General features: G+C 34.0%; 20 protein-coding genes. 16 read left to right on the top strand and 4 right to left on the bottom strand.

Features of this window, described 5'->3' with window-relative positions; genetic code table 11:
- The first annotated feature begins 159 nt into the window (after positions 1–159).
- The 11 genes from WH267_RS17330 (at position 160) to WH267_RS17280 (ending at position 10,610) form a co-directional block, all read left to right on the top strand.
- Positions 160–1,329: a Clp protease ClpP gene (locus tag WH267_RS17330; RefSeq protein ID WP_340009966.1), complete on the top strand. Its 1,170-nt coding sequence runs from the start codon at positions 160–162 to the stop codon at positions 1,327–1,329.
- Positions 1,330–2,433 (top strand): hypothetical protein, encoded by a 1,104-nt coding sequence (locus tag WH267_RS17325; RefSeq protein WP_340009965.1) that lies wholly within the window; start codon positions 1,330–1,332, stop codon positions 2,431–2,433.
- Positions 2,434–2,443: 10 nt separating this feature from the next.
- On the top strand, positions 2,444–3,049 hold the full coding sequence (locus WH267_RS17320; RefSeq protein WP_340009964.1) for a hypothetical protein: 606 nt from the start codon (positions 2,444–2,446) through the stop codon (positions 3,047–3,049).
- A 57-nt stretch (positions 3,050–3,106) separates the two neighbouring features.
- Positions 3,107–3,607, top strand: a complete 501-nt coding sequence (locus WH267_RS17315) for a hypothetical protein (protein WP_340009963.1) — start codon at positions 3,107–3,109, stop codon at positions 3,605–3,607.
- The gene (locus WH267_RS17310) at positions 3,607–4,992 is read left to right on the top strand and encodes a hypothetical protein (protein ID WP_340009962.1); all 1,386 of its coding nucleotides are present in this window, start codon (positions 3,607–3,609) and stop codon (positions 4,990–4,992) included. The genes WH267_RS17315 and WH267_RS17310 overlap by 1 nt, the downstream gene beginning before the upstream one ends.
- Positions 4,976–5,569: a DUF6712 family protein gene (locus WH267_RS17305; RefSeq protein ID WP_340009961.1), complete on the top strand. Its 594-nt coding sequence runs from the start codon at positions 4,976–4,978 to the stop codon at positions 5,567–5,569. The genes WH267_RS17310 and WH267_RS17305 overlap by 17 nt, the downstream gene beginning before the upstream one ends.
- Positions 5,559–8,129 carry a hypothetical protein gene (locus tag WH267_RS17300; RefSeq protein WP_340009960.1) on the top strand — a complete coding sequence of 857 codons (2,571 nt, stop codon included), beginning with the start codon at positions 5,559–5,561 and terminating at the stop codon, positions 8,127–8,129. The genes WH267_RS17305 and WH267_RS17300 overlap by 11 nt, the downstream gene beginning before the upstream one ends.
- 36 nt (positions 8,130–8,165) lie before the next feature.
- On the top strand, positions 8,166–8,477 hold the full coding sequence (locus tag WH267_RS17295; protein ID WP_340009959.1) for a hypothetical protein: 312 nt from the start codon (positions 8,166–8,168) through the stop codon (positions 8,475–8,477).
- Complete coding sequence (locus WH267_RS17290; protein ID WP_340009958.1) at positions 8,474–9,160, top strand: DUF6808 domain-containing protein; 687 nt, start codon at positions 8,474–8,476, stop codon at positions 9,158–9,160. Before WH267_RS17295 ends, WH267_RS17290 begins: the two co-directional genes overlap by 4 nt.
- Before the next feature lie 88 nt (positions 9,161–9,248).
- Positions 9,249–9,743 carry a lysozyme gene (locus tag WH267_RS17285; RefSeq protein ID WP_340009957.1) on the top strand — a complete coding sequence of 165 codons (495 nt, stop codon included), beginning with the start codon at positions 9,249–9,251 and terminating at the stop codon, positions 9,741–9,743.
- 6 nt (positions 9,744–9,749) lie between these two features.
- Positions 9,750–10,610: a collagen-like triple helix repeat-containing protein gene (locus WH267_RS17280; RefSeq protein ID WP_340009956.1), complete on the top strand. Its 861-nt coding sequence runs from the start codon at positions 9,750–9,752 to the stop codon at positions 10,608–10,610.
- A 272-nt stretch (positions 10,611–10,882) separates the two neighbouring features.
- Here WH267_RS17280 and WH267_RS17275 read toward each other — a convergent pair whose 3' ends face one another.
- Positions 10,883–11,221, bottom strand: coding sequence for a helix-turn-helix transcriptional regulator (locus tag WH267_RS17275; RefSeq protein ID WP_340009955.1), 339 nt, complete (start codon positions 11,219–11,221; stop codon positions 10,883–10,885).
- Positions 11,222–11,401: 180 nt separating this feature from the next.
- Here WH267_RS17275 and WH267_RS17270 point away from each other — a divergent pair, with 180 nt between their 5' ends.
- Genes WH267_RS17270 through WH267_RS17255 form a run of 4 tightly spaced genes read left to right on the top strand, consistent with a single transcriptional unit; the run spans position 11,402 to position 14,187 of the window.
- A complete protein-coding gene (locus WH267_RS17270; protein ID WP_340009954.1) occupies positions 11,402–11,875 on the top strand; it encodes a LexA family protein in 474 nt (157 codons plus the stop codon).
- Positions 11,872–13,128, top strand: coding sequence for a Y-family DNA polymerase (locus WH267_RS17265; protein WP_340009953.1), 1,257 nt, complete (start codon positions 11,872–11,874; stop codon positions 13,126–13,128). The genes WH267_RS17270 and WH267_RS17265 overlap by 4 nt, the downstream gene beginning before the upstream one ends.
- Before the next feature lie 52 nt (positions 13,129–13,180).
- On the top strand, positions 13,181–13,816 hold the full coding sequence (locus tag WH267_RS17260) for an SOS response-associated peptidase family protein (RefSeq protein WP_340009952.1): 636 nt from the start codon (positions 13,181–13,183) through the stop codon (positions 13,814–13,816).
- 2 nt (positions 13,817–13,818) lie between these two features.
- Complete coding sequence (locus WH267_RS17255; protein WP_340009951.1) at positions 13,819–14,187, top strand: hypothetical protein; 369 nt, start codon at positions 13,819–13,821, stop codon at positions 14,185–14,187.
- Between the two features lie 11 nt (positions 14,188–14,198).
- On the opposite strand, the gene WH267_RS17250 is transcribed toward WH267_RS17255, so the two are convergent.
- Positions 14,199–15,344 (bottom strand): tyrosine-type recombinase/integrase, encoded by a 1,146-nt coding sequence (locus WH267_RS17250; protein ID WP_340009950.1) that lies wholly within the window; start codon positions 15,342–15,344, stop codon positions 14,199–14,201.
- Positions 15,345–15,513: 169 nt separating this feature from the next.
- Between WH267_RS17250 and WH267_RS17245 the strand changes: the two genes are divergently transcribed.
- Positions 15,514–16,791: a replication-associated recombination protein A gene (locus WH267_RS17245; RefSeq protein WP_340009949.1), complete on the top strand. Its 1,278-nt coding sequence runs from the start codon at positions 15,514–15,516 to the stop codon at positions 16,789–16,791.
- A 48-nt stretch (positions 16,792–16,839) separates the two neighbouring features.
- Here the strand turns inward: WH267_RS17245 and WH267_RS17240 are convergent, their stop codons facing one another.
- Together WH267_RS17240 and WH267_RS17235 are read right to left on the bottom strand one after the other, a co-directional pair.
- The gene (locus WH267_RS17240; protein ID WP_340009948.1) at positions 16,840–17,256 is read right to left on the bottom strand and encodes a hypothetical protein; all 417 of its coding nucleotides are present in this window, start codon (positions 17,254–17,256) and stop codon (positions 16,840–16,842) included.
- A 113-nt stretch (positions 17,257–17,369) separates the two neighbouring features.
- Complete coding sequence (locus tag WH267_RS17235; protein WP_340009947.1) at positions 17,370–19,592, bottom strand: DUF2339 domain-containing protein; 2,223 nt, start codon at positions 19,590–19,592, stop codon at positions 17,370–17,372.
- Positions 19,593–19,624 lie beyond the last annotated feature (32 nt).

Below are 19,624 nucleotides of genomic sequence, written 5' to 3'. Positions count from 1 at the left end.
ACTAGGAACATTAATATCATAATCATTGCGAATTAAATAGTTCGTGAAAAGTCGTAATAGCCTAATAAATAGACATAGTACGTGTTGTCTTAACGAACTATGTTTTAGCAAAATTACTAATAAAAATGTGAAACTTTGTATAAGGTAGAATGGATTTTAATGAAGCATGAGATAAAACTTTATGGAGAGATATTGGATCTCGTTTGGGCTGAAGAAAGCTTTCAATATATCGATGTTAAATATGTTGATGAAGAACTGTCTAAACTTGTCGTTTCTCCAGGTGATGAGGTTATTTTCAATATACATTCTTTAGGCGGAGATACGGCTGTTGCTTTCGCTATTTACAATAAAATTAGAAGATTTGGTAAAGAGAAAAACGTTTTAATAACCACTAGAATAGATGGATATTGTGCAAGTGCCGGAGTTACGCTTTTACTAGCAGGTGATAGAAGGATTGGTAATAAGTATGCTGAACCATTTGTCCATAATGCATGGACTTATGTAGTTGGTGATAAAAATGAAGTTGAAAAACAGTTTGAAGAGCTTGAAAAAACTGATGGAATGATTGCTTCTTTATATGAGGAGCGAACAAAACTGACAAAAGATAAGGCTCTTCAATTAATGCTGGAAGATACATGGATAACAGCAGAGCAGTGCCTTGAATATGGATTCTACACCGAACTTGAAAATGATGATAGTTCAAAACCTGTTTTCAATTCAGAAAAACAAATCATTTTCAACTCACTAAAAAGATCTAGAAATAATTCAATAAATAATAAAATGACGCAAGAAGAGAATTCTTTGTTGACAGAAATAAAAAATCTGTTTAAAAACAAAAAAGCCCCTTCTAAAAACGCAATGCTATACACTGACAAACAAGAGGAAGTTGTATTTGCTGAGCTTAATGAAGGAGAAAAGCCGAAGGTGGGCGATGCTGCAACTATTAACGGTAAAAATGCGAGTGGTACAGTGAATATGGCAGACGGAGATGTTTACAGTTTCGAAAGCGGAAAAGTTACTGAGATTAAAGAAAAAGAAGGTCAAATAGATTCTGTAACCCTTAATACTTTGAATGAAAAGATAGAAAACCTTTTGTCAAAGAATACTGAGTTAGAAAATAAATTAACTGCTCAAAATTCAACAATTGAAGATCTAAAAGGAAAGTTTAATAAGGTTGAAGAATTTGAGGGTACATTTAATAGCCTTAAAAATATTGTTGGTGAATATGGAGCTGGATTAGAAAACGAACCGCCTACACCGCAAAATAATGTACAACCTCAGGTTAGTAAAAACAGATTCGAAAATTTCAAACTAAAAAACACAAAGTAAATGGCATTAGCATACGATTTTAATATTCAAGATTTAATTGATGCATCATGTGATCTTGCTCAAGCAAGAGAATTGAATATCAATAATATGATTTTCCAGGAGACTGTAGAAACATCAGACTTTGCTCAGAGACATTACATACAAACTGGAATTGAACATAATACTCCAATTATTGCATGGGAGCAGCCAAAAAACTGGGGTTTCTTAAAAAAGTCAAGTGATACAGGATGTACTTGGAACTCTTGTACTCTTTCATCTGAACCAACTAATAAACTATGGTCGCCTCATAACTATGACTGTACACTAGAATTCTGCTGGAATGATGCACAAATTACTAAGAATTTCAGAGCATTCTGGATGTTAAAGTGTCAATCAGATCCAGAAACTGAATTTGACAGCGCATTTTATCAATTTGTTGTCGATCAAACAATGAAAGCGGTAAACGATTCTCAGTGGAGAATTACATACTTTGACTACAAAGACAATGCAAATGCAGACTTTGCCGGAATTGACAACATATTCTTGAAGTTACAAGGAATTCTAAACGACCCTATTTTAGCTGCTCAACAAAGAGTAACGATCACTCAAAACGAAGGAGTAGATATTGCTGTTCAAATGACATTGCCTGCCGATGCAGGATATAAGTATTTCAAGCAGATGTATTCGTTAATGCTTACAAATAGACCGTTTATGATGACTAAACCGGGTCTTAAGATAAGAGCAACGCAAGAATTAGCATTAAATTACTTGAATTGGCTACAAGAGAATAAAGAAATTAACTGCTGTTTTTCACCAACAGATGGGGTTACGGGTTCTAAGTATTCTTTAGAGAATCTTAATTATATGGGTGTTCCAATTCAGATTGAGCAAGAATGGACTGAATTGGTGAAATACATCGCTGGCCCATCTGCAACTAAGTATGATAAACCACATAGAGCATTACTAACATACGATACTGAAATTTCTGTAGGTACTTGTGATATGAATGCATTTAAACAAATGAAGAGAATTTATGATCCTGTCACTGAAAAGCTTCAAATCAGAGTTAAGACAAACATTGACGTACAAGCAACATTTGATAAAAATTTCATTCTAGCAATCTAAAAAACTGATTATGGCAAATTGCGCAAAAATTATAAACAATTCTCTATTCAACTGTGATAATAAGTCAACAGGTGGATTAGAGCAAACTATAAAGCTGATTAACAGGGATGATATTTTAGCGAATCTTGCAGATTTTACAATCCAAAGAGCTACGGCACCAGCGTGTCAACATTCAATTACGGCTTATGCAGGAGATCCTACAACTTTAAAGGCCGTAACCTTTGAAGGGATTCCTTCTAAACAATTACTATCAGCATCGTACAATTTAACGATTGGTGATTATGCAGACCTCTTTACTCATACAGTTAATCTTTTCAGTCAAGGCATGTCAATTGAAACTGTTTGCAACCTTAAGGCGTTAGCAGTAGGGGCTGAGGTAGTTGCCATTGTACACCAAAGAGATAAGGGTACTGATAACAAAGATGCATTCTGGATATATGGCTTCGATAACGGGTTGAAGATTGGAGAATTCACATGGAATTCCAATGAGAATAACGGTAATTCCATCATTCCTTTAGCGTCTCGTGAGCCAAATCTTGAAAAAGATCCACCACTAAGGCTGCTTTTAACCGATTATACAACTACTAAAGCATTCTTTGACTCCCTGGGAAACTAAATGGGGGCGGGGACACCCCCTTCTTCAATTACACTTTCGATTATCCCTTTAGTTAGTATGGATAGAATAGAATTAATAAATAAAGGAGCGGATGCGGTTAGAAACACACCGCTCCTTTTTAATGCCTATAAACAATTTCTACTTGAAGATTGGGGGCAATTACCGCAAGGTTGTTTTGGTTGCCAATTTAACAATCATTTCAATCTGTGGAAGAATCAAGTGTTAAACAATAATATTATTCCAATGGAAAATAAAATAGAAAATAGCAATAAAACTTATGTTCTAAAAGATAGAGGGACATTAAAGTACTTGTATGGTGATGTTTGGTCTAGTAATTCATCTGATGCGGATTGGTTGAGGTATCTTGAATTAAAACCAGATGCAAAAGACTTGTTTTATGTACTTCCACAAGTAGCTGAAAAAACTACAGAAGATTTAATCATTGAGGAAGATTATAAAAAAAAAGAGCCGAACGTATTGCAAACGACAGAAGATGCTGCAGTTAATGAAGTAGAAGAGGTAGAAAAACCAAGACGAGGAAGAAAAAGACAAAACTAATGCAAAAAGCAGAAGATAATTTATCAAAGTTTACAGCAAAATTCGTTGAGATTTATAATCGAATTATTCCACAAAGAAAGGAATGCCATTTTGATATTTATCTTAATGATGTTGATAACCTTTATCCAGACAGGTTAGAGGCAATTGAGCGTAATTCCGTTACAGCATTAAGCTGTTCAAATAAGCTTGGAAATTTTATTTTCGGAAAAGGATTTGAAGATAATTTTGCAGCTGAAATAAACACCAGAAAAGGGAAAACCATAACCTTAAATAGATGTTTGTTAGATGTTGTATCATCACTAAAAACACATAAGGGAGTTTATATTCACCTAAACTATGACATTGAGGGAAAGGTAAATTATTTTGATGTTCTTGAGTACAAGAAATGTCGTAAAGTGAAAGAAGATGATTATGGCAATGAAGGTATTATTGTTTACAGGGATTGGTCAAAGATTGAAAAACGTTTTAGTTTTATTACAGAAAGAAAGAATAAAAAAAGCAAATGGTTCTATCCTTACAACATAAATAGTATTAAAGATCAGCGGGAAAAAGATAGTCCCAAAAGTGATTTAAAAACTCAAATACGCAATTACCGGGGTCAAGTTCTGTATTATTCACTAGATGATAAAAATAAAGAATATTCACATGGTTGGTTAAATGCCCAGGGAATGAATGATGCGGATTCAGAATTCAGAATGAGCTTGTATCACAACAATAATATTAGACTAGGTTTTATTGATAAGACTATACTGATCACAAACGGATTAGATCCTGATTCTGAAAGAAAATTTCAAAATGATTTTTATGATTGGTTAGGAGCTGAAAATGCCGGAGGTGTTTATCACATCAATACACCTTTCCAAGTTGAAGATATAAAAAGTACAATAGCAGTTGAAACGGTACAATCGTCTTATGATCCTAAAAAGTTCAAAGAAGCATTAGAAGATATTAAAGATAATATCCGGAATTGTTATCAAACACCCAAAATTTTAATAAACGACAATGAAGGAGGTGTTTTTGGTACATCGGGCGAAGCAATTAAGGAAGCAACTAAGGTCTACAATTCTATAACAGCCCATGTAAGATATGAAGTTGAAGATCTTTTCAAGAAAATATTTGATAAAGAATTTAAAATCATTCCAATAATTGAAGAAGAGGTTTCCAGTGATGTTGGTGAAGAACTAAGGCTTAAGTCGCAAGCTGAATTGAAGGGTTCCGTTGGCGGTGTATCAGCTTTGATTGAACTTCAAAAGAGTGTTAGTGAAGGCTTTACTGAAAGGGCATCGGCAATAGAAATTATTAAAGAGATATATGGAATTAACAGTGATCTAGCTGATAAAATGATTGGACAACCTAAAAGGCAAAATAATGGTACCGATTTGTAACATAGAGCTAAATTTAATATCCAAGATTGACTTTGAGTGTGTTGGACAAGTTGCTAAACATTGTGACTGGGAGCAATTATGTGTATTTGTTAGAGAGCAAACTAATTTATGGCTTATACCTAAAGTTGGATATTGTTTAATAAGTAAAATAACATCTGATCCAAATAATGATTTTGTAAAAAAAATATGGTGTGGCTCTGAATATGAATGCGCAGGGAAATTAAAAGTTCATTTTGGGTTAAAAAGAGTTTTAATTCATGCTAGTTATGCAGCTTATATATTTAGACATGGTTATATAGATACATCAGTGGGTGTTGTTCAAAAGATAAATCAAGACAGCGTTGCAGCTCCCATTAATGAACTTAAATCAATCATGAATGAGCATTATAAAAATGCAGAGATATATCTGGAAATGGTAAAAGATTATTTGTGTACAATAAAAGATGAGGAGGAAATAAAAGATTGCGTCCAAATTGATTGTAAAAATTGCGGATGTGGGGGTAAAAACTATAACAACGAAATTCAAAATAGGAATCCTATCGGGAAAAATATAACAAAGTGGAATTATGATGATTGATAAAAAACCGATACAAGACATGCCTAATAAGGCATTTGGAGATAAGCATTTTGCGTCAGAATTCAATACAGTAAAAACATTTTTATTGAAAACGGCAGACGCAATTAATAATTATAATATAAATATTACAGGAGAAGCATCGCCGGAAAGCAGTCCTACGCCATGGAAGCCTGGCGATAAAAATATTTTTGAAAAATGGGAAGTTAAAACTGCTGGGACTTATACTAATTTTAAAGATGCTAGTTTAAATCCAATCATTGTTACTGCCGATGATTTAGATAAAAATATAGTTCAGATTTGGGTAACGAATGGTGTCTCAAAAAAAGAATTAACAAGTTTACCAAGTGTTGATTATAACTCAACGGATTTAAATCCTACATCCATTGATAAAGCAGAGACTGGCAAAACGGTAGCAAATTTTGTTAGTGAAAAGTTAGAGGCAAACATAAGTAGCCGAATCAATGCTGGAGAAAATAGCAATAATCCACAATACTTCAAAGCAGCACCTGATGAAGCTAATGCTTTCGGGATTCGTTTTGAAAGCAATGATGGACCAGCATCGGAATATCTATCTTTTAAACGTGTGTTTTTCAGCGATGATGACCCATCTGGAGCAACGATGTTTAAGAAAGAAGACATATTTATAGGATTAAATAGACCATCTTTAATTTCATTTTCGTATTGGTTTAAAAAGGATGAATTTGATTCAATTTTCACAAGTGAATTCAAATCATATTTAGGTTATGTAGATTATAGCTTCAACGCTGCTGATATTATTGCGGGAAAAGAATCAATTGTAAATAATACGCCAGATATTCCTGAATATTCTTCAGCAGTAGGAAAATGTAAAATAATTGCAGAAAAAGAAATAAATGGAGTGTCTTTCATTCGCGTTAGGATAAATTTTGAAAATATTGTATGGAAGTCAACATTTACGGGGAATACTATCGCGTATTTCTTTTTATTTAATGGGTCTGATTTTTTTCAAAAACAAATGTCTGTCTATGACTTTACTATATTAACAGAATCGGCTCAATATGATACTGTATACAACGGCGTTAATAATGAGTTTTCCGGATCTACATCATTGAAAGATCTCAATGATAGATTAAAGGCTGTTGAAGGCACTGGATTAGATATAAGGGTAAAAAGAGATGGGGATATACTATTTGTAGGAATGCCATTCTCTAATTCTAAAGAGATAGTATCAAAACTTAATGTATTCAGGAATAATCTTACAGAAAATAGGAATGTAAATTTTGAAGGAGAATTTTTGATTGATAAAGATGGAGGTTTAACTTCTGGAAATTTAATCAAAGATAGTTCAGATGATATAGCACCTATACTTGTTGGTGGTAGCTACATTGGAGGAAATCACGGATGGGCGCTACCTAGAAAAATCACAAAAACGGCGCACGGGAAAACATATGCTGATATTGGCAAGGTCGCCACGGATGCTGCTGGAAATGAATTTACCATCATTCAAATAACTAATGCTAATTCGTTTATTATTTGTGCTAAAAATAAAGCTACTGATGGGTTTACATATACATTCCCAGAACCATCAGGAACATTAACTTTTCCAGAAGGGGCATTTTCAGGGTATACAAGTGAACACCCTGGTAATGTATTTCCATTTATAAAGTCAGTGAAGAGGCAAGTATTAATCAATGGATCAGAAGAACTTGGAGGAGGTGAACGTAAGTGTAATTTCGTTGACGTGATCGACGTTCATGACATTTATGACCTTACATCAGTTGTGTTAAAGGTAATAGCTGACAGGCCTTCTGGGGGCTATACTTCTAATCTGGATTTTACGGAAATAGGAGCTGATAAGCTAATTAATGTATCTATCGTGTATAGATATATTGGGAATACATGTCTTATTAATCAGTCCTTCTATAACTATAAGAAAATGACATTTGAATTCGCTAATGGTATTCAGATGATGGCATTCACAGGCGGAAATCTTTATATTAACAAGTCAACACCATTGTCAGATGGTACTAAGACATATGATTTCAGAAAGGGCGAGAATTGGACATCGGCACCAGCTGGGCCAATTTACCTGGAAAAAACAAAATGGGAGAATTCAACTAATTCTCCGGATAGATTCATTCAATATGATAGTAGTAAGGCTTTCGCGGTAGGATTTGTAAAGTCAAAGGGCTTTGATAGAACGAACAATGCCAACGCTGGGTGGCTGTATACTTCACGAAAGATTTACCCACGTATAGCCGATACACAAACTATAGAGGCTTTTCAAAATTTCTCATTTCAATCTTATAGATCTTACCAGGATAGATCAAATTATCCTGTAGGAAGAATTTCTAAAGTGGAATGGCTTGACAACGGAGAGTATTATTTAATGCTTGATTGGAATGCTTCAATATTTGAAAAAATAGAACTTCCAAAAGAAGTAATTGGAAAAAAAATCGAAGTGATCGAGAAAACACCTAATGTGAGTATCCTTAGCGAAGTGGCAATATCAGAGCTGGGAATAAATGTGAAAGTAGATACTGCCAATGTATACGGATACTGTGTATTAAGAATTAAATAATGAAAGAGTTTGTAACAAGTAATTTAATAAAATGAAATGGCAGATCCAAATACTAATCAAATCGGACGGGTTCAGCAACTTATCGCAAAGAATCCTATTGCTTTCGTTGCTGCTGTTTTCTTTGTTATGTTTTGGATAACATATTTCATTAACATGAATAAAAACAGTGACTCAGAGCAGTATTGGAAAGAGTTGTACGAAAAAGAAAGATGGGAGAAAGATGCCTTAAAAGATCAATTATTAACAAAGGCCGGATACATTGAGAAGGAAACAATAAAAAAAGCTGACAGCACTTTAAGGGAGAAAACTCAAGAACAGGCCAAAACAATTTTAAATCAAGCAAAATGAAAAAGAATGCATTTATAGCGATTTTGGTTTTGGCGGTTATAGTTTTAGTCGCAAACCTTTTTAATGGATGGTTTACACCAAGTAAGAACGACAGAGTTATTGATGACTTTAAGCACAAACGTGATAGTATAGCTATGGCATTATGGATGAGTAAAATAGATAGTACGTTGCATGGCAAGTTTAAAGAAAATGAAGGAGAAATTATCCAGAATCATATAACTAGGAACTACAACACTTATGTTCAAGATACACTTGCTCCAGCTCTTAATATTGCAACCGAAAAGATAAATGAATTAACGAGAGCTAAGTTCATTCTGGAAGGTCAACTAAAGGCAAGCAAGGATCAGCGGGAAAAAGATCGTATGTATTATGAAAACAAGTATATGCAGATTGTTACAAATACAAAAGATAGTACACTTGATTATAAATACAATGCGATTGTAGATGTTGTTAAGTACAGTGAACGTAAATGGCTTTTTGGTAAAGATCATTCTTACATTGACATTTCTTCTCCGGACAAAAACATGAAGATTAACGGTGTTGAGCATTTTAAAAAAAGAATTGATGTAAAACCCAAAAGAATTGGGTTTGGTGTTCAGGCTGGATATTATTATATACCTGGAGTAAATCAGTTTCATCCTGGTTTTGGAATTGGCATTTCTTACAATTTAATTAGGTTATGATCGACATCCTATTAAAAATCACTTTTTACACATTGGGAGCCGGCACTGGTTTCTGCGCAAAAATTATTATTGACAAAATACTTGAAAAATGAAAACATCACAAAAAGGAATAGACTTAATAAAAGAATTTGAAAGTCTTCATGATGGGGATTTGAAAAAGCCAGGACTTCAGCCAAAAATGGACCCGGTAGGAATATGGACAGAAGGATACGGCCGAGCAATGCGTGATGATAAAGGAAACTTTTTAAAGGGAGTGGGAAATAAGGCAGCTGCGGAAAAAAGAGCCACAATTTTCACTGAAACAGAAGCTGAAGAAGCGCTTAGACAAGACCTGCAGGTGTATGAAAATATCGTGGCTAAAAAAATAAAAGTTTCGGTTAATCAAAATCAGTTTGACGCTTTAGTTTCTCATACTTATAACACCGGCGGATCTGATGGGCTGTTTTCTTTAGTCAATAAAAAAGCAGGAGAAACGGAGATCAGAAATTGGTTCACTAATAAGTATATTACTGCTGGTGGTAAAACTTTAAATGGGCTGATCCGCAGAAGAAAATCCGAAGCTGATTTATTTTTTGCAAAATAGGTAATCATGAGTTGCAAGGCATTAAAATTAAGTAACTGTGAAATTCAAGGTTCTACGTTTGAAGGACGTGTTTTCAAGTTTCTAGGGCGTGACATTTCTATTGATTTGTTTACAGCAAAAATAAGACTTCGTAATTCATTTTTGAGCGATATTGAAGGTGTTGTAAATGATGGTTCTGTATACTTTACATTTTCATCAATAGAGAATCTGAGATCAGAGCATTACATTATTGAATACTGGGCAGATTTTCATGGTCTAGGTAAAGAAATGATAGCTATTGAAGACTTCAAGGTATCATTGTCTCCATGTGACTGCGGATCTAAAACCGAAGCATCATTTACTATTGAATTTCTAACCACTCAAATAGATTATTCAGTTAATTACTCAGTTATTAATATTGAAGGTAAAGGCGATAAGGGAGATAAAGGCGATTCTGGAGATCCGGGACCGAAAGGTGATCAAGGTATTCAAGGGGAAAAAGGGGAACAAGGACCAATAGGTCCGCCTGCAGAAAAACCATACAAAGAGTTGATAGGCTATATTAATCAAACCGGAACAACAGATCCTATTTTTTCTTTAGTATATTCGGACTTTGGAAGGATAACGTTTAAACGAATATTTCCGGGAACATTTTCTTTAGAATTAGAAGATACTATTTTTGATTTAGACAAAGTATTTTTTCAGAATACAATGTATGTAGTTGAGAATGATCCTGCTTATATTTACTGCGAATATTACTTCACCTTCAGAAAAAACCAAAGTTTTGAAGAGAAACTAATTTTCAGCAACAATATATCTTCTTATAATAATCAGACTCGAAATGATGGGGTTATTGATGCCCCTTTTTTTCTGAGAATATATAAATAAAAATTCCCCACTGTTAGGTATTCCGATCACCCTTGAATTACCCCTTGATGGGCGATCTAAAGCCTTAAAAACACCATTCTGGGTTATTATTCTTTGTCCGTTCTCTAATACGGCAACATCGATCTCTGCGCCTCCAAGTTTTAATTTTTCCTCATGAGTAGCTCTTGTTATTTTTTTTGCTGTCATATAATATTGGTTAATTTTCGAATATACAATCTATATCAAAAAGGCAATTACGGATTCCCGTAGTATTATGACTACAATTGCTATAGTTATTCCAATATTTTTTTTATTGCAATTTGCTTACCATTAAGAATATCCAATTTATGTTTGAGCGCACTATTCTCTTGTTCTAACTGTTCTATATATTTGATTATTTCATCATTTGTAACAATGCCACTAACAACTTCATTTAATAAAATTTCCTGATAAATATCCTCTAAAGGGACATCTAAAAAACGAGCAATTTTCTCCCATTCATCTCTGAAAATTTTAATAATACCACTTTCTTTTCTACTATAGTTAGACACATCTGTAGCGATAAAATCAGCTATCTGCTGCTGAGTATAGCCTTTTTGCTTTCTGATAAGACGTAATTTTTCTTTTTTCATTTAAGTGTATTTCAAACAAATGTGAGAAAAAAATAAATAATACAATTACGGTTTTTCATTTTTTTTGTGGATAACTTTTTAATGCGTCAAGTTCTGTCGTATAAAGGGTTTTGCTTTGTCCTATGAAAATTTAACAGCGATTTGATAAAAAACGGTTCAAAAAGTACATAACTTTGCGCTATGGAAAGTATCGGAAATTTAGAGTTATTTAGTTTGGAATGCAAAGATCCTGTAGTTTTAACTCCCTTAGAAGAGCGTATACATGCTGGTGGCTATGGCGCATTTCCAAGTGCTGCGCTTGATTTCCCAGACGAAAGTATAGACTTTTTAAAGCTATTGGTAAAAGATCCGATAACAACGTTTCCGGGAAGAATATCCGGGGACTCTTTAAAAGATATAGGCATATTAAGTGATGATTGGTGTTTGATACAAAAAGGTATTGAAGCCCGGCCAAATGATCTGGTTGCAGCTATTATTGAAAATCAATTTTTCATTAAGAGATTCCGTCCAAGATATGACAAAGGAAATAGGATTAAAGAATTGAAACTTGAATCAGCAAATATTGAATTTTCAGATTTTGACATCACAGATGAAACAGAGTTTTTCTTGTGGGGTGTCGTAACATGGACATTTAAGAATTGGAGAAAATTATGATAGCACTTATTGATGGCAACAACTTCTATGCAAGCTGCGAAAGAATTTTTAATTACGGATGGAGAAAACGTCCGGTTGTTGTTCTGTCGAATAATGATGGCTGTGCAATAGCTCGAAGTAATGAAGCTAAAGCTTTGGGCATTCCGATGGGCGAGCCGTATTTCAAACTAAAGCACTTTGAAAAAACACATGGTCTTGTAGTGTGTTCGGCGAACTTTGTTTTATATGGAGATATAAGCAATAGAGTAGTGAATATTACTCGAAGATATTGCAATGATATTGAACCGTACAGTATTGATGAGTCATTTTTATTCCTGGATGGATATTCTGATCAATATCAAAAAATGATAAATCTTCGCCAAGATGTATTAAAGGGGCTGGACCTGCCAACAAGTATTGGTATGGCACCATCTAAGACATTAGCTAAAGTTGCTAATAAGATAGCAAAGAAATTTCCGGATAGGACCGGATCAGTATACATGCTGGATTCTTGGAAAAAAATCGAAGCAGCTTTAAAGTGGTTTCCTATTGACGATCTGTGGGGGATTGGCCGAAGGTACAATGATAAGTTTCGAAGTTATGGGGCTCATACAGCTTGGGATTTTACCCAGTTACCGGATGGATTCCTGCAGCAGGAAATGGGAATTCTAGGATTGAGAATGAAGAAAGAGTTATTAGGCGAGCCTCAATACGGAATGAGTGTTTCTGAGCCTAAGAAAAATATTTCCACAACAAGGACTTTTGATACCGGACACGCAGAGTATGATTATATGCATGAACGTGTATCTACGTTTGCTTCAGAGTGTGCCCGAAAACTCCGTGAGCAAAAGTCATGTTGTAAGCATGTGACTGTTTTCATAATGACGGACCGATTTAAACAAAATCAAGTCCAATATTCAGACTCGTTTACGGTAACTCTTCCAAATCCTAGCAGTTCCAGCATTGAAATTTCAAAGTTCGCTAAAAAAGCATTAGATAAAATATTCATTCAAGGACCTAAATACAGAAAGGCTGGTGTGATTACGGGAACATTTGTACCGGAAACCGAAAGGATGACAAGTATGTTTGATACAGATTACCATGAGAAACATAAGCCTATAATGACGGCTATCGACACAATGAATAAACGATTAGGCAAACAAAAGGTTAAGCTGGCAAGTATGGATGTTCAGACGACATGGAAAATGAAACAAAAGAACCTATCGCCTAAATACTCGACAAGCTTTGAAGACTCAATAATTTTAAATGCATAAATGCATTGGTTGGCATTTGTACAAAATTTGTATATTCAATAAAAAATATTCTATGTGTTATTCATTTAATAATAAAAAAGTAAATCTAAAAGAGATTGCTGATGAAATGAATGCAGAAAATTACGAGAGTGATTATGTCCAGGAGGAAAGTGTTTCTGCGTTTACAAGACCCGCAATGCCTATCGTTTTAGAACATAATGGACGAAAAATCACACACGGGACTTGGGGCCTATATGCAGAGATCCCGAAGGATAAACCTGCAAAAGGATTAAACCTAACTGCAGAAAAAACACATACATTTTATAAGAAGTTTGAAAATAATCGCTGCGTAGTTCCAATATCAGGGTTCTATGATTTTCAGCATGTAGAAATACTAGGAAAGAAAACACCAGCAAAAGTTAAACATGAGGTTTTATGGAAAGGTAATGATCATCTATATTTGGCAGGATTCTTTGACGTCTGGGACAATAACGAAATAGGAGTAGGGATAGTTACAACGGCTGCAAATGAATTGATGTCTATCATTCACAATTCTAAAATGAGAATGCCAATTTGTTTAGATGCTAAAATGGCAGACCGGTTTCTGAAAGATGAGCCAATTGAAGAATTTGTTTTTCCTACTTATGATCCTGCACTTATTGCTGTTAATCTAGAGCCTCACAAAATGCCGCCACCAACATTATTTTAATCATGGAAGATTCAAAATACATATTTCAACTACTTGCAAATTACATTGAGGAAGATCCGGAAGATCTGGATAACTTCTATGATGATGCCATGAACCTAATCAGAGGTGCGGCAGCAGACAAGAATATAGAATTCGACGGTTATTTTTGCGAACGCTGGGAAATCTCCGCTGATACGATTTTTGAATTCGATGAAGACTACTTTGAAGATGAGGACCGCAGGGATCTTTACGTTTTCTTATCAACTTTAGTAGATGAAGAAATATTTGAATATCTTCATTATGTATGGCATCATGTACACAATGAAGAATTGACAAAAGAAACAATTGAGTATAGGATAGAAGAACTAAAAGAAAAAGGCGTCAGATTTTAGACGCCTTAAATTTAGTATTCATCAAGATTTATTTTTTTTGCGTCTTCAAGCCTTATCTCATTGATATAATTAGCATATATTTCAGTCATTTTTTCTGTTGAATGTCCAAAAATGCTACTAACTGTTTTTAAGTCTAATCCGGATTTTAATTTGTCATTAGCGCCTTTGTGTTTAAGCGAGTATAATTTTTTATCTATTTCTAATTCTTTTATTACAATGTTTCTCCACAGATAAGTTGGATAATTCCTTTTAATCGGGTATTTATTAGGACAAAATATTGCTTCCGATAACTTAGGTACTCTATTTATTGTATTTTTTCCAAAGAGAAAAAAGTTAGGATTTGACAGATCAAATTTACCTATATTATCAGCTATTGCACCTAATATTGGAACAATACGAGTTTTATTTGTTTTAGAAGATTCTGATGTGATTTTTATAAGACCCTTATCAAGCAAAACGTCCTCGCATTTTACCTTTAATAACTCACCAGGTCTTATACCCATGTAGTAAACAATTGAGCAAAAGACATAGTAATTAAAAGAAATTTTCCTTAATTCTTCAAATATTTCCTTTTGCTCTTCATCATTTAATAGCTCATAATTACCAACATTAATTTCTTTTATTGGTTTTAAATCCTTAGTAGGGGATTGTTGAATCATGTCCCATTCAACTAATTCGGAAAATATAGAGCCTAAATTTCTTAGTGTTTTGTTATTGTTTCTAGCGGACCACTTTCTCTTGCTTCTAGCTAGTTCTAAAACCGATTTAATATGATACTTTTCGCAATCTTTTAGTTCCAGACTAGATAAACCAATTTCATTTGCATATTTTTTAAATATATTGACAGAATTGGTGTATTCAGTAAACGAACCATCACTTAGGTCTCTTTTCTTTTTTTCTAAACCAAACGCAAGAGCATCAAATAGTTTAATTTCTGTAGGCTTCTGTTTTTTTAGTTTTGGATTCCATCCGCTATTAAGCTCTTTTTCTAAAGATAATTTTAAAGCCTCAGCACTAATCATTCTTTCCTCAAATGTCACCCCCTTATTGAGTCCCTTATATATTTTTTTTATAATTTTACCGTCTAGATATATGTATACATACCATTTATCTGATAAATTTTTAGAAGAAAAGATGCGTATTTCAGGCTTTTTCATATAATCGTATTTGATTGTTAAATTTACTATATTTTACTATAATATAATTGTATATATTTAAAAATGTTATAAATCAAACATTTATAGTGTTTAGTTAAAATTAGTTTAATTTTGTTAGAAGTTTCAGAGCGTAGAAATCTGAAATATTGATCTTAAAAAATAAAATACTTTGAATCAAAATATTCCATTAGCTGAGAAATTAAGACCTAAAACCCTGGATGAGGTGCTGGGGCAGGAACATCTTACCGGCGAGAAAGGAACGATCAGAAAAATGATCGAAAATAATTCCCTGAATTCCCTGATACTTTGGGGGCCTCCGGGAACAGGCAAGACTACACTGGCAGAGATTATTTCTGAGAGTTCCGGGAGAAAATTTTATAAACTTTCAGCGGTGTCTTCAGGAGTAAAAGATGTTCGTGATGTAATTGATGATGCTAAAAAGCAGAATTTATTTTCCGGAAAATCACCTATTTTGTTTATTGATGAGATTCACCGTTTTAATAAGTCCCAGCAGGATTCCCTGTTGCATGCAGTAGAAAAAGGCTGGATCGTTTTAATAGGAGCTACTACAGAAAATCCGAGCTTTGAAGTGGTCTCTGCTTTATTATCAAGAAGTCAGGTGTATATCCTGAAAGCTCTAAGTTATGAAAAGCTTGAAGAACTTATCGATATCGCTTCTGAAAGATACAATAAAGATGAAGGCTCAGACTTTAAAATTCTCGAAAAAGAGGCACTGATACAATATTCAGGAGGTGATGCCCGAAAGCTGATCAATTCTGTGGAACTGGTTCTGAATCAGTATAAAAATACAGAGACCAAAGAGATTATCAATTCAGATGTGCTGGAAGTTCTTCAGGAAACCATGGCATTGTATGATAAGAATGGTGAGCAGCATTATGATATTATCTCTGCCTTTATCAAATCCATGCGTGGGGGAGATCCTAACGGAGCTGTTTATTGGCTGGCGAGAATGATTGCCGGAGGAGAAGATATTAAGTTTATAGCAAGAAGAATGCTTATTCTGGCGGCAGAAGATATCGGGTTGGCAAATCCTAATGCGCTGGTTATTGCCAATAACTGCTTTCAGGCTATCAATGTGATTGGAAATCCCGAAGCGAGAATTATTTTAAGCGAGACAGCTGTATATCTAGCTGTTTCTCCAAAGAGTAACTCTGCGTATATGGCAATTAATGAAGCGTTAGCGTTGGTAAAACAAACCGGTAATCTGCCTGTACCACTTCATTTAAGAAACGCTCCTACCAAACTGATGAAAGATCTGGATTATGGAAAAGAATATAAATATGCTCATTCCTATGAAGGGAATTTTGTAGAACAGGACTTCCTTCCTCAGGAAATCAGGGATGTGAAACTGTATGAACCCGGAAATAATTCAACAGAAAAGAAAATCTATGAAGAACTGAAGAAAAAGTGGGGAAAGAAATATTAAATAAAAAAGGATAGAACTCTTAGTCTATCCTTTTTTTATGGTGAAAAATTATTTCGTATGAATATATAGAGTTGGTTTCCCGTTGTACTCTTTTATCTTAGATGTTGCAGGAACCTCCGTGCTTATCATAGTTGATGAATCAGTAAATTTAAAATCATCAATAAAAACAGGATTATTGGCAGGAAGGTCTTTTTGTTTATTGAGAGATGCTAATGTTATCTTACTTAATTTTACGCCATCCAGAGATTTATATTCAGTAACTCCGTTGGTGAAAACAGAACTGAATTTTTTCAGGTTGGCAGGAAGTTCAGATCCACTAGTGTAGACTTTTACAACCTGCATACTAGTGCCTTTCGAGTTGAACAGGGCTTCTGTTCCAATCATATTATCAGCAATAGCAAGCTTTTGCTGTGCAAACAATGTTGCAGATGACAGTATTAAAAAAGAGTAGAGTAATTTTTTCATAATCAGAATATGTAACTGTTAAAAACGTGATAAATATAGTTATTTTTTACAAAATGTGAATTAAATATTGGAATGTTTTAAATTTTATTTAGAAATAAAAACTTTTAATCTAATTATAAATCCTGATTTTCTTCTTTTTTTTCTTTTGTATCGACCATATTTTTGATGATATTCTTAAAGCGCTGAAAAGTAAAGGAACTTAACAGCAGAATAATCCCAAGGGCAATAAAGGCACTGATTCTTGAAATATTATCCATTTGCCATACATCATAGGCGTATAGCTTCAATGCCATTATACCAATAAGAGTAAAACCGATCTTATTGTATTGCTGAATATTTCTTTTTAATCCCATATAAATAAAAATACTGGCAAGTATCGTCCAGATGATTGGAAGATAAAGAATGTTAAAATGATTTTTTACAGCATACGAATCGGCAATATCCTTAGAGACTGTCAATACATATAGATGATGAAGCTCACAGCTAACCGAAATAATGAGTGTGAGGGCAATAAACCAATATGATATTTTCGATTGATGGAATCCTGTAGCGGGAACAATTTTTAAGCATATATATATAAAAGGTATCCATTGAAGCAGGTGCCATAAATAAAATCCACTCTGAAGTTCTTTTGAAAGAATATCCGTCACAACTGATGAGGTGGAAGCAGAAATGTTAATTATAATAAGGAAAAAGAACAGATAGATCAGTGCGGTCTGAAAATCATTGGGAATATTAAGTTTATTTCTGAAAACTAATAGGATGAAAATATAACAGATACTGTATAGTAATCCTACACTGCTTATTACCGCCAAAGACATGTGACTGATATGATAAATAATTTCCAGAAGGAATGCAGTATAAATAACTCCATAACTTGCTATTGTAATAAGGTCTTCAAAAAAGGTATTGGCTTCTGTTTCTTTCCGGTTGTTTTTCAGTAAATATAAATTGATACCAGTTGAAACGATGGTCACCAGGCTGGTTAAAAATACAGGATTGAATATAATGGCAAGATTGTCTGTGTTGAAATATTCGCACCATGTAATAATCTGTGCAAAAATAACCATTGGGAAAAGGACATGAAAACATGTTTTAAATATTGTATGACCGGTTTTTTTCCATATGAATAAGAGTAAAGTAGCTTCTATAGCCCAGACACTTGTGATAAGATGTGCTTTAAACTGTAAAGCAACTGCTATTGTAATAAGGCTGATAGTTATCCCGGCAAAAACAGAAAAAGAAGTCCCGAAATTCCTTTTTCCATATTCTCTTAAGAAAAGGATTGCATTTACCACAGCAAAAATGAGTGGGAAGATGATGACAGGTTCGTATTGTAATTCATTGAAAATATATGTTAGTCCTATAATGCTTGAGCCATTAACCAGAGTAAGCATTAAAATATCAGGAACAGAAAGTTCATTTTTCCTGAAATAATTGTGAAGGGCAAAAATGTAAAAAACAATATAACTGATGAGGTAGAAAGTAATGCTTAACAGTTGAGGCAAATCAGCAGTCCAGTAAAAAAGGTAGAGGCTGGTGAAAATATAAGCTGTCCATCCCACACTTTTCCAGTGCTGAAGAAAAGCGGCTGCAAGCATTCCAAGGTTTAATAAACTGAGGTAGGTGAAGAGAAACAGATAGTTGCTTTCTCCTGTACTGATCATGAGAGGAGCGGCAAAACCGCCTATTAATGAAAAGATGATCAGAACCTCGCTTCTGTAATAGTAGGATAGAATGATAGAAACAGCAGTAATCACCGAAGTGATGATAAAGGCCATATTCTGACTGAAAAGATGATATTCCCGAAAGGCGATAGTGGTTGTAAAATAAAGGACGGCAATTCCGCCTCCGGTAATAATAGAGGCAAATGTTTTGTAGTTTTTTCTAAGGAAATGCCCTAGAACTATGATTCCGCCTCCGATGCAAAGGCCAATTCCTGCTCTTGCAGTTTCTCTGATCCAGTTTTTATCAATGGCATATTTTACAAAATAACCAATTCCGAGAACGAGGGTGAAAATACCAATAACGGTAAGAATATTCTGCTTTAAAAATTCAAATACAGGATGTAACCAATCTTTTTGAATTACCGGAGGTTGTTCTGTGTTTTCATCAGGAATGACAGCTTCTCTGTGAGATTCGACTGGTATTTGTGATTCAATAATGGTGTCTTCGGTATGGGAAATCCCCTGACTGGTCTCAGGTTGTAGTATTTTTTTATTGATTTTTGAACTAAGGTCTGATACCTCTTTTTCAAGTTTCCGGATTTTAGTATTCAGGTTGTTGAAAATAATGGCAATTACTACAATAAGGATAACCGCAATATACTCATTCATTATATAGTTTTTATCAAATATAAAGAATTTTA

This window comes from Chryseobacterium sp. MYb328, assembly GCF_037572595.1.
GTDB lineage: Bacteria > Bacteroidota > Bacteroidia > Flavobacteriales > Weeksellaceae > Chryseobacterium > Chryseobacterium pennae.
The sequence above is the reverse complement of the archived record's forward strand: the minus strand, read 5'-3'. Positions and strand labels throughout refer to the sequence as shown.